Source organism: Bacillus sp. FSL R5-0712 (assembly GCF_038593285.1).
Classification (GTDB): domain Bacteria; phylum Bacillota; class Bacilli; order Bacillales; family Bacillaceae; genus Bacillus; species Bacillus safensis.
Genome location: NZ_CP151981.1, coordinates 1,850,398 through 1,864,879, shown reverse-complemented (window position 1 = coordinate 1,864,879; position 14,482 = coordinate 1,850,398). Strand labels below are relative to the sequence as shown.

The following is a 14,482-nucleotide window of genomic DNA, read 5'->3' as shown; positions in this document are numbered from 1 at the left end:
AAAGGGGAATGGGTATGATCGAAGGATATGAACTAAAAAAACAGCAGATTCTGAAAGGCGGGGCAGACCGATACCATCAAAAAAACAAAGAAAAAGGAAAATTGTTTGTCCGTGACCGCCTCCAGTTGTTATTAGATGAGGATTCTTTCATTGAGGATGCCATGTTTGCCGAGTGTCAAAATGAACATTTACCAGCAGATGGTGTTGTCACAGGGACAGGGCGGATGAATGGGCAGACTGTTTGCGTTATGGCAAATGATTCTACCGTCAAGGCAGGATCATGGGGCGTCAAAACGGTAGAAAAAATCATTAGAATCCAGGAAACAGCCGAAAAGCTCAACTGCCCAATGCTGTATTTAGTTGACTCTGCGGGTGCTAGAATCACCGATCAAATCGCCATGTTTCCAGGCAGAAGGGGTGCAGGCCGCATTTTTTATAACCAAGTGAAGCTGTCTGGACGTATTCCGCAAATTTGTTTACTATTTGGTCCTTCGGCAGCCGGAGGTGCTTACATTCCTGCTTTTTGTGACATCGTCGTCATGGTCGAAGGGAATGCCTCAATGTACTTAGGCTCACCGCGAATGGCCGAAATGGTGATTGGAGAGAAAGTATCCCTTGAAGAAATGGGCGGAGCAAAAATGCATTGCAGCATTTCTGGATGCGGCGATATTTTAGCAAAAACAGAGGAAGAAGCCATTCAAATCGCCCGCACTTATTTAACTTACATGCCTGCCAACTATACAGAAAAACCAAAACGGGCAGCCGCAAAAGCACCTAAACCATCAGAGATCACCATCCAAGACCTCATCCCTAAAGGGCAGAATACCCCTTTTGATATGTATCAGCTCATTGATTTACTCATTGATGAAGGATCATTTTTTGAAATCAAAAAACTGTTTGCCGCAGAATTGATCACAGGCTTTGGCCGCATGAATGGTCAGCCTGTCGGTCTTATTGCCAACCAGCCGAGGGTAAAAGGCGGCGTTTTATTCCATGACTCAGCCGACAAAGCCGCTAAGTTTATTCAGCTATGTGACGCCTTTCATATTCCACTCCTTTTCCTTGCCGATATACCGGGGTTTATGATCGGAACAAAAGTGGAACAAGCAGGCATTATCAGGCACGGGGCGAAAATGATTTCCGCCATGTCAGAGGCAACCGTTCCGAAAATATCCGTCATTGTTCGTAAAGCATATGGTGCAGGTTTATATGCAATGGCGGGACCGGCCTTTGAACCGGACTGCTGTCTCGCACTTCCATCAGCACAAATTGCTGTCATGGGGCCAGAAGCCGCTGTAAATGCTGTCTATGCGAATAAAATTGCCGAACTGCCTGCTGAGGAAAGAGCAGCATTTATTCAAGAGAAACGCAAGGAATACCAGGAAGATATGAATATATATGAGCTTGCCTCTGAAATGATTGTCGATGGTGTCATCCCATTTGACCATTTGCGAGATGAGCTTTGTCATAGATTACAAGCTTATACCTCTAAAGAGATGACATTTACAAGACGAAAACACCCGGTTTATCCGGTCTAAAGGGGGCGGCCTCATGATGAACCTAAAACCAGCGTGGATACCCGAAGAACAGATGATGAAACAAACACGCCTTTACAAATGGATGCATTCACTTGGTTTTTCTACTTATGATGCGTTCTATCAAGCTAGTATCGAGCGGACCGATTGGTTTTGGAGAGAAGCCGAAAAGGCGGTCGGCATCGTGTGGAAGAAGCGGTATGAAGCCGCATTAGGCCAAGATTCATTCATGTGGCCCAATTGGTATAAAGGCGGCCGGCTCAACGTGGTCGAAACGGCTGTTGACAAATGGGCAGAGAATGAAGAAACCCAGCATCAACCAGCTGTGATGTGGAGAAATGAAGCGGGAGAAGAGAGAAGATGGTCGTTCCTCGAACTTCAAGAAAAGGTCAATCGTCTCGCTGCTGGTTTTTTGAAGAAGGGAATACAAAAAGGGGATGTAGCGGTCATTTATATGCCGATGCTTCCGGAAACGGCTGCTGTCATGCTTGCCTTTGCAAAGATTGGTGTCATCTTTAGCCCGGTTTTTTCTGGCTATGGAAGCGAGCCTCTTGCCGTACGTATTCGTGCATCAGGTGCAACCATTGTCGTCACAGGCTCAAGCGTGACGCGCCGGGGAAAGACAATCAACATGCGTGAATGTGCGGCAGAAGCGATCGACAAAACCAAGACTGTCCAAACAGTCATTGTACATGCTTCCTCTTCTACTGGATATAAAGAGGATATTGAGCTAAACGATTTGTTAAAAGAGGAACCACTGAGTAAAACAACTTATCTTTCAAATGAAGATCCCCTTATGATCTTATACACGTCTGGAACAACCGGTACACCAAAAGGGGCTGTCCATACACACGCAGGCTTTCCTGTAAAAGCGGCTTTTGATGCCGGTCTTTGTATGGACGTTGCAAAAGGAGACCGTTTGTTTTGGCTCACAGACATGGGATGGATGATGGGGCCCTTTCTCGTCTTTGGCGGCTTGATCAATGGAGCTGCAATTGTTTTATATGATGGCGCCCCCGATTATCCAGATGAACAGCACCTTTGGTCATTCATCCACGAGCAAAAAGTCACCCATTTTGGACTTTCACCTACTTTTGTTCGTTCTGCGATGCAGCAAAACCTTTCAGACATTGAGCTGCCGCATGTGAAAGCCATCATATCTACAGGTGAACCGTGGAATGAAGCACCATGGCAATGGCTTTTTGACACCATTGGTCAAAAGCACATTCCAATCTTAAATTACTCAGGGGGAACAGAGGTTTCTGGCGGTATTGTAGGAAGTACGCTGCTTCGTCTAATCAAACCGATCCTTTTTAATGCGGCCATCTTAGGAATGGCGGCAGATGTGTATAATGAGGCAGGAGAGAGCGTTCTGAATGAGGTAGGGGAGCTTGTTGTGAAAAAGCCGTGGGTCGGCATGACATGTGGGTTTTGGAAAGATCCGGAGCGATATGAAGACACCTATTTTAAACGATTTGATGGGGTATGGACACACGGTGATTGGGTGATGCAATCAGAGGATGGCGCATTCCATATCACGGGCAGATCGGATGATGTCATTAATACAGCAGGTAAACGCATTGGTCCAGCTGAAATTGAATCCATTCTTGTCGGGCATCCAGCCGTACATGAGGCTGCTGTGATTGGAGTAAAGGATGAGGTGAAGGGAGAAGCACTAGTTTGTTTCATTGTGGCCAGTTCACAGACTTTTGAAGAAGCAGCACTCATTCAAGAGCTCAAAATACATGTAGGTTCATATGCGGGAAAAGCGCTCACACCAAAGGAAATTCATCTCATTTCAGCTTTACCGAAAACTAGAAACGGAAAAATCGTCCGGCGTTTATTAAAAGGAGCTTATGAACAGCAGCCTTCACCAGATCTTTCGTCTCTAGATAATCCTGATGTGTATAACAGCATTTGCGAATACTTGAAAAGAAAACAAAGTCCATAAAAAAAGACAGGAGAGCGTCCTGTCTTTTTTATTGCACATGAAAATTCGTGCCATCTGTTGTTTCTTTTACAATACCTGCCCGAATCACAAAATCACCGAAATGTTCATGCTCCTTGCGTTCTTTTGCATAGCGGGGGAGTAGAGTGCCAAGCTCATTTAAAATGTCTTCTTCTCCTACATTTTCTCGGTACAGTTTACTTAATCTGCTGCCATCAAACGCAGCGCCAAGATACATGTTGTATTTACCAGGTGATTTCCCGATAAAACCAATTTCACCAAGCGCATGACGGGCGCATCCATTTGGACATCCAGTCATACGAATCGTGATTTCTTTATCACTTAAGCCATTTTCTTCGACAATCTCTTCAATTTTGTCAATTAAGCGCGGGAGGTAGCGTTCTGCCTCTGCCATCGCTAAGCCGCATGTCGGAAGAGCAACACAGGCCATTGAACTGCGGCGCAGTGCAGAGTGCTGTTGTCCATCTGACAAACCAAACTCCTGAATGAGCTGCTCGATTTGTTTCTTTTTATGAGATGTGACGTTTCCAATGATCAAATTTTGATTCGCTGTTAAGCGGAAGTCACCTGTATGAATCTTTGCGATTTCACGAATGCCTGTCATCAGCGGATAATCATCGTAATCCGTGATACGTCCGCCTTCTACAAACATCGTATAATGCCATCTGCCATTAATGCCTTTTACCCAGCCATAGCGGTCACCGTTATGATCGAAGTGATAATCTCTTGCGTCTAATAGGGTAAATCCAAGGCGGCGCTCAAGCTCTTCTTTTACATTCTCAAGACCGAGGCGGTCCACTGTATATTTAAAGCGGGCATTTTTTCTCACCGAACGGTTTCCGTAGTCCCGCTGGATGGTGATCACTTGTTTGGCAATCTCTACAACTTGTTCCGGTGTACAAAAGCCAATTACTTTTGCAAGCTGAGGATAGGTCGCTGTATCACCATGAGTCATGCCCATTCCACCGCCAATCGCGACATTAAAACCGACTAATTGATCATTTTCAATAATCGCAATGAAGCCTAAATCCTGCGAAAATACATCAATATCGTTAGCAGGAGGGACCGCCACACCAATCTTGAATTTTCTTGGCAAATAAAGTGGACCATACATCGGCTCAACCTCTGTATCAGGCGTTGCTGCTACCTTTTCCTCATCAAGCCAAATTTCATGGTACGCTCTTGTTTGCGGAAGCAGGTCATCACTTAATTTTTTGGCGAGCTCGTATACATCATGGTGCACTTCTGATTGATAGGGGTTTGATGTACACATGACATTACGGTTCACATCGCCGCAAGCAGCGATCGTATCAAGCATAGTGGAATGAATGTCTTGAATGGTCTTTTTCATGTTCCATTTTAAAATACCGTGAAGCTGAAAGGTTTCACGAGTTGTCAGCTTTAACGTACCGTTTCCATATTTATGAGCAAGCTCATCCATCACAAGCCACTGTTTGGATGTAGCGATTCCGCCAGGCAGGCGGACGCGCAGCATAAATTGATAGGCAGGCTCAAGCTTTTGTTTTTGCCGTTCATTTCTCAGGTCACGATCATCCTGTAAATAACTGCCGTGATGCTTCATCAGACGGTTATCATCATCAGGAATACCCGCTGAAATCGGATCGAGCATCACTTCTTTTAAAGTACCCCGTAAATAATCACTTTTTTCTTTGATTTCCTCTACGTCGCTCGGAGGTCCTTCCGGCGCTGTTAATGCTGTCTTCACCATGTAAGTAAAAGCTCCTTTCTTTCAAGCATTCAATCAATATACGTCACGCTGATAGCGTTTTTGCTGCTGCAAGTTGGCTAGATAGCTTTCAGCTTTCTCTTTGCTCATCGCACCTTCTTCTTGGATGATTGATAGAAGGGTATTATGAACATCATGCGCCATATGTTTTTCATCTCCGCAGACATATACATAGGCACCTTGCTCCAGCCATTCGAATAATTCTTTACTTTGTTTCTTCATTTGATGCTGGACATATACTTTTTCCTCTGAATCTCTTGAAAAAGCCACATCCATTTTCGTTAACACACCATCTTTTAACCACTTTTGCCATTCGGTTTGATATAAGAAATCCGTCACAAAGTGCTGATCACCGAAGAACAACCATGACTTTCCGTCTGCACCAACTTCCTCGCGCTCCTGCATAAAGGAACGGAAAGGGGCGATGCCTGTGCCTGGTCCTACCATAATGATCGGTGCTTCAGGGTTTTCAGGTAGCTTAAAGTTTTGATTGTGCTGGATATAAACAGGCAGCTTATCACCTGGCTCTAAGCGCTCCGCACATAAGATTGAGCAGACACCTTGACGTTCTCTTCCGTGAGCATCATATCTCACAGCACCGATCGTCAAATGAACTTCTTCTTCATTTGCTTTCAGGCTGCTTGCAATGGAATAAAGGCGAGCCGGAATTTTTCTTAAAATGGCAGTGAAGTCTGCCGCTGTTCCTTCAAAAGGACCGAAATCACGAGCAGCATCTACTAAATCTCTTCCTGCTATATATGCTTTCAGCTTTTCTTCGTTTCCTTCTTCTAAAAGAGCCTGCAAGGCTTCGCTTTTTGTAAAGGACGCCATCTTTTGAAGAAGAGGTTTTGTCAATACGGTAATCTCAAAATGAGAGGTAAGTGCTTCTTTTAAAGGAAGCGTGTCGCCGTTTTTATGAACGGTTACGGCTTCCTCTGCATTCCATCCGCATGTTGTGATCAGTTCATCAACAAGCGCAGGATCATTTGTTGGATAAATACCAAGGCTGTCACCAGGCTCATAAACAAGTCCTGATCCTTCAAGAGAAAGCTCCAAATGCCGGGTTTCTTTGTTAGAACCGCGGCCATTTAAGTTGATATTTTCAAGCACTTCAGCATAAAAAGGATTTGTTCTTGAGTATTCAGATGCAGCTGTTTGAGTGTTTGCTTCCGCTGATTCCTGCGGGGCTGCTGCAGCTCCGCCTTCGCTAAGTGATGATGCCACCCCTTGAAGCCATTCAGAAAACGGCTCATCATAATCAAGATCACAGTCCACTCGATCGAAAAGACGCGTTCCGCCAAGCTCTTTTAAGCGCTCATCAAATTCTTTACCTGTTTGACAGAAGAATTCGTAAGAGCTGTCACCAAGTGATAGGACAGAAAAGCTTAAATGATCAAGCTCTGGTGCACGTCTGCCGTGAACATATTCATGGAAAGAAAGGGCATTATCAGGCGGATCTCCCTCGCCATGTGTGCTGACGATAATCAGTAAATTGTTTATTTTTTTCAGACTATTTGGTTTAAAATCTGACATAGAAGAGAGCGTCACTTGAAAACCTTTCTCTTCAAGATGCTGAGCTGTCTTTTTTGCTAACCCTTCAGAATTGCCTGTTTGTGAGCCATAAAGGACGGTCACATCTTTGCTGACAGGCTGCGCTGGTGCTGCGGCAGAAGGAGAAGGGGCTAGGGCAGTATTTTCTGATCCGGCTAAAGCTGCCTGTGCTGATAAATAACCGGTAAGCCAAATTTTTTGCTGATCTGTTAAAGTCGGAAGCAGCTGATTAAGCAGTTCTGCCTGCTCCTGACTAAACGGACTGTTCAATACATGAAGTTGCAACGATATCCACCTCACAAGGAATATAAACATAGATTAATTCGATAGGAATTATATATATAGGTTCAATTTGAACTTTACCGAAAGTTTGCCATTAAGTAAAATATATAATATTGATTGTCATGATTAAGATTTCTAATACCTTTGCAAGGTGACAGAACTTGAAGGTGAATCGTTTAATTGTATAAAGCATCTTTAGAAAAATGGGCCGTTTTGAATGAATAAGCGATCGTAAGGAATTGAAAAGGGGTGTATGAAATTGATACTGCTAAAGTTTAAAAATATAAAATGTTTTCGGCTTGTCGCCTTGATTTTTCTCATTTTATTAGTAGCGTGCAATTCTCCAAAGGACAATATAAAAGATTCATACAATCAGAATAAAACAACAGCATCTTTTTCAAAAAAAGGCATCCTGCTAAGAAAAGGGGAGACGAATTTACTTCTTATAAACAATAAAACGCCATTAAAAAGCGATGATTCATTGAAAACTCATCTTCTTATTGAAAAGTATAAAAATGATCTCATCGTTATGGATTTAACAAAAGTAGACTCTAAAGAGCTGTCACAGGGTCAAACGATTGAGGTTTGGTTTGATGAGTTACAAGAATCGTTTCCTCCTAAAGCAAAGGTCGAAAAATATAAAATCATCATGGATAAGTAGGGGAGCAGGGGGCAGATTCTTTCTATCATGAAAAAAGGAGAAAAACCTTAGAGTTTTTCTCCTTTTTCAAATTATGCTGTTGGAAGTCCCATCACAGCTTTCACTTCTAAATATTCCTCGATACCGAAGTCTCCCCATTCTCTTCCGATACCAGATTGCTTAAAGCCGCCAAATGGGGCAAAGTAATCTGTTTCGGCGTTGTTAATGGTAATTTGACCGGCACGAATATGTTCAGCTACATATTTTAATGTTTTTTCATCTTTTCCAACCACATAGCCAGCAAGACCGTACACTGTATCATTGGCAATCTCAAGGGCATGATCCAAGTCTTGATATGTGATCACACTCATGACGGGTCCGAATATTTCCTCTTGCGCAATGGTCATATCATTTTTCACATTTGTGAAAATAGTATGCTTGGCGAAATATCCTTTGCCTAGTCCGTCCGGCTTACCAGTTCCCCCAGCAAGCAGGTGAGCACCTTCTTCAATTCCTTTTTCAATATAAGACTGCACGGTATCCCATTGCTTTTTGGAGACAAGCGGACCAGTGGCGTGATCTTCTCGCGGATCACCAACTGTAAACTTCGGCAGAGCATTCAGCAGCGCTTTTTCAAATGCGTCTTTCATTGATTCAGGAATCAGCACACGTGTAGCTGCGGAACACACTTGACCTGTATTCATCGCAATATGATGAACGGCTGTTTCGGCTGCCTCATCCACATCTGCATCATCTAAGACGATAAGAGGGGATTTCCCGCCGAGCTCAAGAGCCACTTTCTTAATATTGTCTGCAGCATTTTCCATTATTTTAGAGCCGACAGCGCCTGATCCTGTAAATGAAACAAAGTCAATATCAGGGTGTGAGCTAATGCCGTCACCAATGACATCACCAGTTCCGTTAACTAGGTTGAAGACGCCTTTCGGTACGCCAGCTTCATCAATGATGTCTGCAAGAATCATTGCGGCAAAAGGTGTAATTTCCGCAGGCTTTAAGACAACTGGTGAGCCTGCTGCAATGGCACCCGCGATTTTAAGTGATGTTTGATTTGTTGGGAAATTCCAAGGTGTAATCAATCCGCTGACACCAATTGCTTCTTTTATAATGGTATGTCCGCCGCGGTCCTCAGTAAATGTATACGATTTAAGTGCTTCCGCTGCTTTAGAAAAATGTTCATGTCCCATTTTGTAATGAACCTCTTCCGATACTTTCAGCGGTGCACCGAGCTCTTGTGTCATGACTTCAATTAGTTCATCCTTACGCTTTTCGTAGCCGCGCACAATGTTTTCCAGCATCTTTACGCGTTCATTTCGAGATGTTTTTGAGAAAGAAGGAAAGGCGTCACGAGCAGCTTTGACTGCCTTATCTAAATCTTCTTTTGTTCCTAAACTAATGGTGCCAATGACTTCCTCTGTAGCAGGATTGATGACTTCCGTCGTTTCGTTTCCTGTTGATGCGATCCATTCTCCGTTAATAAAATGTTTCTCTTGATTTCTCATTCTGACATGTCTCCTTTTTATATGTGATTCCATTCAATATTCTGTTTTCAGGTGATATAAAACTGTACCCACTGTGAAAAATCTAAAACGATGCAACTGTAAAAGAAAAAGTTTCTGATATAATACGCAAAGTGGGACATATGTCCTTTTCAACATGAGGGCATCTATCTTTTAATGGAACTAGACTGAAAAAGAAGGAGCATTTGAACGAATGAAAGGTGTTATTTTCGCTTTATTAGGAGGCGCTTGTATTACACTGCAAGGCGTCGCAAACGCAAGAATCAGCCAGGATATCGGCACATGGCAGGCGGCAACCATCACGCAGCTGACCGGCTTTATGATCGCACTGATCATTTTACTGATCGTACGTGACGGACACTTTCGAGAATATCGAAAGGTGCAGCCGCTTTATTTAGTAGGCGGTGCATTTGCAGCCATTATTATTTTCAATGAAGTGACTGCGATTCAAATGATCGGTGTCACACTGACCATCGCTGCTTTACTCATTGCTCAGCTTGCTTTCACCTTTGCAATCGATGCAAAAGGATGGTTTGGTGTACAGAAGAAGAAAATGAAATGGCAGCATTATGCAGGAATTCTATTGATGATCGCAGGCGTAATCATTTTAAAGCTATAAAGGAGGGCGTCAGATGGAGGAGCTTCATGATGAATCTCTATTTTCCTCTTATCTCAAGGCACATGAATTAGAAAACGTCTTTCATCAGAAACTCATATCACACGTCAGCTTATGGCGCTATGAGCAAGGTGAGCTGATTTGTTCAAAGGGAGATCAGAGGGAGCACTTGTACTTGTTAGTAAAAGGAAAATTAAAGATTTTCACCACCACAAAAGAAGGAAAGACCTTCATTCTTTGTTTTAAACATCCTCTTGAAGCGATTGGAGATATTGAATACGTTCAGCAGACTGATATGGTCAATACAGTGGAGGCTGTCACAGAAGTACATATGCTAAGGATTTCTCATCAAGCGCTCATGCGCCATGCGAAGGATGACTCCCGCGTGTTAACCTTTTTACTAAAGGGCATCACAAACAAATTTTATACGAAATCAAACGATTTGAGCTTCCACCTTTTATACCCTGTAGAGGTCAGACTCGCAAGCTACTTATTGTCTGTGTTAACAGGGGATAACAGCGCGAGCGCACTGCGTCTTACTGATGCGGCGAGCTTAATTGGTACAAGCTACCGTCATATTAACCGGGTGATTCAGCAATTTTGTGAAAAAGGGCTGATAGAGAGGCGAAGAGGGAAGATTACGATTCTTGACCGGGAAGGACTCTTAGAAATAGCGGAGCGAAACATTTATGAATAGAAGAAATGAAGGGATTCAGACATGATCATAGGAATAGGATTAGCCATCACGGCTGGCGCACTCGTCAGCTTACAAACCATTTTTAACAGTAAGGTCAATGAGCAGACAGGCTCTTGGTCAACGACCACTCTCGTTCTAGGTATGGGCTTTATTGCTTCACTTTTGATGGGTCTTTTGCTAGAAGGAACCGGCATGTTTCAATTAAGACATATGGAAGCGTGGTACTGGATTAGCGGAGCCATTGGAGTAGGGGTGGTCATCTGCCTCGTTCAAAGCATCAAACGTCTCGGTCCGACTTATGGAATCTCGATTGTCCTGATTTCACAGCTCGGCTCCGCGCTTTTGTTCGATTCGCTCGGCTGGCTTGGGTTAGAGAAAGTAGAATTTTCTCCCGCAAAACTATTAGGTGTCATTGTGATTGTTGCGGGGATTCTGGTGTTTAAATTGACCAAATTGGAGTCAGCAGAAGAGGATCAATCAGAAGAAAAAGGGCTGCCACAAGAGTAGCCGCCCTTTAGATTAACCGCCGCCATAGAACAGTTATCGCGGATAAACCATTTAAAAGGAGCCTTTTCATCAAAGGCTTTTTTTTCTGCCCATAGGACTCCGCTTTATAGGCTGCTTTGTCCTTCGCGACAAGTATACTATAGGCAATTTTACGTTCTATTGCCTGAGTAAGTGATAGCGCAAAAGGGGCACTATCAATGACCAAAATTGACTCTGTATTTAAAAAACTAGACCTCGCATCTAAATTATATGTGCCAATAATACTTAAATAATCATCAATGACCATTGATTTCGCATGAATGGAATACGGACCTTCATATTCGTACAAATGAACGCCTGTTTTCATCAGTTCCTTTTTCGTGCTTAAGTAACCTGCAAAAGCTAACGGATTTGGCGTCGCTGTAAGAGAATTCGTGACAACTGTCGTTTGAATCCCGCTGGCTAAGGGAGTGAGGCCGTCTTTCATGGGGCGTGTCGGGATGACATAAGGCGTCTGTATGAGCACAGAACGCTTTGCCCGGTGAGCAAGATCGTTTAGTTTTTTGAGCACAAGAGGACGCTTATTGAAACGCTCCACAGGATTTGTAAAAAATGCAATCTGCTTTACTGAGGTGCCATCTGCTGCCCAATTAAAGGACGACATCACAAAAGGTTCTTTCGCATGCACTGCCTCCTGATAGGATCTAAGCAGTTTCTTTCTTAGTTTTAAGCCTTTCTTTGCTTTTTGTTTAGAGAACACAGCTTTTGTTCTTTTCGTAAAGTCATGATTCCATAAATAAACGAAGTATTGTTCCATTTCATCTAATACTTTTCCTTTTTTGTCGTTATAAAGCAGCACATCGCGGTCAAATGCAAAATCTTTCGGGGGCTGATCTGCAAAGTATTTATCACCGATATTTCTTCCGCCCATCACAACCACTCGGCCATCTGCCAGCAGCAGCTTATCATGAAGGCGGTTATGCCACGTCCATGGCTTAAATAACCGAAAGGGCTCATAAAAACGAATGGCCATATTCGGGTGATTTGCCACGGCATATCGTAAATCTTTTAGCGGTCCACGCAAACTGTGGCAGATGCCGTCTAAAAGCAGCTGAACTTTCACCCCTCGATCAGCAGCTTCAATTAAAGCACCTAGTACCCATTCGGCTGTTTTCCCCTTTTGGATGGAATAATAACTAAGGCGGATCATCCTCTTTGCCTCACGAATCATTTGGATTCTGGCCTGACCGGACACAAATCCATCGTCAAGAAGCATCACTTGATTTGTGCCCTGATCGTCTCCTGAGATCGAAGAAGCTTTATAAATACAATGTTCTTTGCATGTTTTTTGGATCGGTAAATAAAACAAAACAAATGCGGTCAAAAAGACATAAACGACATAGAGAAGGATCAGATAAAACAAAAGATGAAGCATACGGATCAGCTCCTTTCACATAGACACAACTTTTCTTTAGTTTATGTCAAAAATAAAATTTCACTCATTTTCGCCTTTCATCTAAATACATGACAAAAGAATCATCTTGTTTTTATTGGGCATTTAATTATAGTATGAAATGAATAAGGGGGAATCGATTTGAATGAATCATTATTTAACATCCCAAGTGATGTATATCAAACGTTAAGTGAAACAGAACGATATTTACTCAATTATATTCACCAGCATTTAGAGGATATCTCCACCTTATCCATTGTCACTTTAAGCGAAAGAGCCAATGTATCAACGGCCACGATTGTCAGACTGATGAAAAAAATTGGCTATAACGGCTATACATCCTTTAAATATCGATTGAAACAAGAAAAGAAAATGACAGATGCAAGCGACCAGCTCAAAAATATTGATGAAGACATCAAACTAGCAATTCGGAAAAATGAAGAAGAGGTTTTAAAAACGATACAGCTGCAAAGTATTGGACAAATTGAAGATGCCGTTCAAAAAATACATAATGCAGACAAAATTTATATTTTCGGCAGAGGCTTCTCAGAGATGATTGCCAAAGAGATGACCATCAAATTACAGCTCATCGGGAAAACATGTGAAGTACACGACGATCCGAATATCATTCGGCTGAAATCGCGAGACATTGAAAAAAGTGAGCTTGCCATCTTTGTTTCATTAAATGGCGAAACAGCTGAGCTTGTTGAAGCGTGTCAAAACCTCAGTATGAAGCAAGTCACAACCATTACGGTGACGACAAGAATAGATTCTACATTAAGCAAAATATCAGATATGACACTAGTCGGATATAAAGGGGAACAATCTTTCTTCCCAGATTATGAAGTCAGATCCCGCCTGTCTCTTCATGTCATTGCCCGCATTTTACTTGACGCCTATGTGATCCGAATGAAATAACCAATAAGAAAGCCTTCGAGACTTTGATCTGGAAGGCTTTTTCTCATGAAAACCTTTACACATTCTGAAAACATTTTCACTGAATCGTATGAGATACTTTCTTTAGAGAAAAGAAAGAAGGTGAAACCAATTGATTTATACCTGCACCTTAAATCCTGCTATTGACCTATATATTGCATTAAAAGAAATGCGGGCAAATGCAGTCAATCGCACAGAAGATGAAGATTATCAGCCGAATGGAAAAGGCGTGAACGTGTCAATTATGCTAAAGAAATATGGCTTCACCAGCACTGCACTAGGATTTATTGCTGGGTTTTCAGGCTCTTATATTGAACAATCCTTAAAGGATCTCTCCATTCAAACCGATTTTATCTCGGTTGAAGGCATTACACGCATTAATGTTTTTATCAATACGACAGAAGAATACAAGCTAGTGAATCAAGGCCCTGCAATTGAAGAAAAAGCGCTTCACGCCTTTCGTGAGAAAATTGCGGCTATCCCGCAAGGAGGCATCCTCATCATGTCAGGCAGTCTGCCAAAGGGCGTTCCTGCCAGCATTTTTTCAGAAGTAGCAGCTATTTGTCATCAACAGAAGGTCAAGTTCATTTTAGACACAAGCTCCGCAGCGGTTCTTGAGACGCTTCAATACAAACCGTATTTATTAAAACCGAATGAAGAAGAAATCGCTGCTTTTTTCGGCAAAACACATCCTTTGTCAGAAAAAGAACTCATTCAATCAGGAGAGAAACTCATTGAGATGGGTGCAGAGCAAGTGCTTATTTCCCGCGGGGGAGAAGGGGCTTTGTTCATTACGAAAGACGCCGTCTTAAAAGGAAACGCACCGACAGGCACTGTAGTAAATACAGCTTGCTCTGGAGATGCGATGCTCGCAGCCTTTCTTAGTAAACAGCTTGAAGGTCATTCATCTGACGAGTGCTTACGTTACGGCATTGCAACTGGCGCATCTACTGCATTTTCTAAAGGCTTAAGTGATTTACATGACATTGATTCATTGATTGAGCAAGTACACATTCAGAAGAAATAAGGGGG

Annotated in this window: 12 protein-coding genes; 8 read left to right on the top strand and 4 right to left on the bottom strand. The window is 42.7% G+C overall.

The features are described from left to right. The first annotated feature begins 14 nt into the window (after nucleotides 1-14). Both NSU11_RS09300 and NSU11_RS09295 read left to right on the top strand, forming a co-directional pair. The gene (locus NSU11_RS09300; RefSeq protein ID WP_149126577.1) at nucleotides 15-1,538 is read left to right on the top strand and encodes an acyl-CoA carboxylase subunit beta; all 1,524 of its coding nucleotides are present in this window, start codon (nucleotides 15-17) and stop codon (nucleotides 1,536-1,538) included. A 13-nt stretch (nucleotides 1,539-1,551) separates the two neighbouring features. Continuing rightward, entirely contained in the window at nucleotides 1,552-3,486 is a 1,935-nt protein-coding gene (locus tag NSU11_RS09295) for an AMP-binding protein (protein WP_342493891.1), read from the top strand. 28 nt (nucleotides 3,487-3,514) lie between these two features. Here the strand turns inward: NSU11_RS09295 and cysI are convergent, their stop codons facing one another. After that, nucleotides 3,515-5,233: an assimilatory sulfite reductase (NADPH) hemoprotein subunit gene (gene cysI, locus NSU11_RS09290; RefSeq protein ID WP_185854461.1), complete on the bottom strand. Its 1,719-nt coding sequence runs from the start codon at nucleotides 5,231-5,233 to the stop codon at nucleotides 3,515-3,517. Between the two features lie 33 nt (nucleotides 5,234-5,266). After that, nucleotides 5,267-7,087, bottom strand: a complete 1,821-nt coding sequence (locus tag NSU11_RS09285; RefSeq protein WP_185854460.1) for an assimilatory sulfite reductase (NADPH) flavoprotein subunit — start codon at nucleotides 7,085-7,087, stop codon at nucleotides 5,267-5,269. 256 nt (nucleotides 7,088-7,343) lie between these two features. On the opposite strand from NSU11_RS09285, the gene NSU11_RS09280 reads away from it, so the two are divergent. Continuing rightward, a complete protein-coding gene (locus NSU11_RS09280) occupies nucleotides 7,344-7,745 on the top strand; it encodes a DUF3221 domain-containing protein (RefSeq protein ID WP_185854459.1) in 402 nt (133 codons plus the stop codon). A 71-nt stretch (nucleotides 7,746-7,816) separates the two neighbouring features. On the opposite strand, the gene NSU11_RS09275 is transcribed toward NSU11_RS09280, so the two are convergent. Next, a complete protein-coding gene (locus NSU11_RS09275) occupies nucleotides 7,817-9,244 on the bottom strand; it encodes an aldehyde dehydrogenase family protein (RefSeq protein WP_185854458.1) in 1,428 nt (475 codons plus the stop codon). A gap of 211 nt (nucleotides 9,245-9,455) precedes the next feature. Between NSU11_RS09275 and NSU11_RS09270 the strand changes: the two genes are divergently transcribed. Genes NSU11_RS09270 through NSU11_RS09260 form a run of 3 tightly spaced genes read left to right on the top strand, consistent with a single transcriptional unit; the run spans nucleotide 9,456 to nucleotide 11,082 of the window. Next, nucleotides 9,456-9,881, top strand: a complete 426-nt coding sequence (locus NSU11_RS09270; protein ID WP_056766940.1) for a DMT family transporter — start codon at nucleotides 9,456-9,458, stop codon at nucleotides 9,879-9,881. 13 nt (nucleotides 9,882-9,894) lie between these two features. Then, nucleotides 9,895-10,575, top strand: coding sequence for a cyclic nucleotide-binding domain-containing protein (locus NSU11_RS09265; RefSeq protein WP_034624354.1), 681 nt, complete (start codon nucleotides 9,895-9,897; stop codon nucleotides 10,573-10,575). 21 nt (nucleotides 10,576-10,596) lie between these two features. After that, complete coding sequence (locus tag NSU11_RS09260) at nucleotides 10,597-11,082, top strand: DMT family transporter (protein ID WP_025093180.1); 486 nt, start codon at nucleotides 10,597-10,599, stop codon at nucleotides 11,080-11,082. Between the two features lie 7 nt (nucleotides 11,083-11,089). On the opposite strand, the gene NSU11_RS09255 is transcribed toward NSU11_RS09260, so the two are convergent. Further along, nucleotides 11,090-12,496, bottom strand: a complete 1,407-nt coding sequence (locus tag NSU11_RS09255; protein ID WP_185854457.1) for a phospholipase D family protein — start codon at nucleotides 12,494-12,496, stop codon at nucleotides 11,090-11,092. Between the two features lie 159 nt (nucleotides 12,497-12,655). Between NSU11_RS09255 and NSU11_RS09250 the strand changes: the two genes are divergently transcribed. Beyond that, nucleotides 12,656-13,432: a MurR/RpiR family transcriptional regulator gene (locus NSU11_RS09250; RefSeq protein ID WP_024425669.1), complete on the top strand. Its 777-nt coding sequence runs from the start codon at nucleotides 12,656-12,658 to the stop codon at nucleotides 13,430-13,432. 130 nt (nucleotides 13,433-13,562) lie between these two features. After that, nucleotides 13,563-14,477, top strand: a complete 915-nt coding sequence (gene pfkB, locus NSU11_RS09245) for a 1-phosphofructokinase (RefSeq protein WP_133744069.1) — start codon at nucleotides 13,563-13,565, stop codon at nucleotides 14,475-14,477. Nucleotides 14,478-14,482 lie beyond the last annotated feature (5 nt).

Coding starts and splice junctions, on each gene's coding strand:
- NSU11_RS09300 (WP_149126577.1), top strand. CDS start 15: ATGATCGAAGGATATGAACTAAAAAAACAGCAGATTCTGAAAGGCGGG.
- NSU11_RS09295 (WP_342493891.1), top strand. CDS start 1,552: ATGATGAACCTAAAACCAGCGTGGATACCCGAAGAACAGATGATGAAA.
- cysI (WP_185854461.1), bottom strand. CDS start 5,233: ATGGTGAAGACAGCATTAACAGCGCCGGAAGGACCTCCGAGCGACGTA.
- NSU11_RS09275 (WP_185854458.1), bottom strand. CDS start 9,244: ATGAGAAATCAAGAGAAACATTTTATTAACGGAGAATGGATCGCATCA.
- NSU11_RS09270 (WP_056766940.1), top strand. CDS start 9,456: ATGAAAGGTGTTATTTTCGCTTTATTAGGAGGCGCTTGTATTACACTG.
- NSU11_RS09265 (WP_034624354.1), top strand. CDS start 9,895: ATGGAGGAGCTTCATGATGAATCTCTATTTTCCTCTTATCTCAAGGCA.
- NSU11_RS09260 (WP_025093180.1), top strand. CDS start 10,597: ATGATCATAGGAATAGGATTAGCCATCACGGCTGGCGCACTCGTCAGC.
- NSU11_RS09255 (WP_185854457.1), bottom strand. CDS start 12,496: ATGCTTCATCTTTTGTTTTATCTGATCCTTCTCTATGTCGTTTATGTC.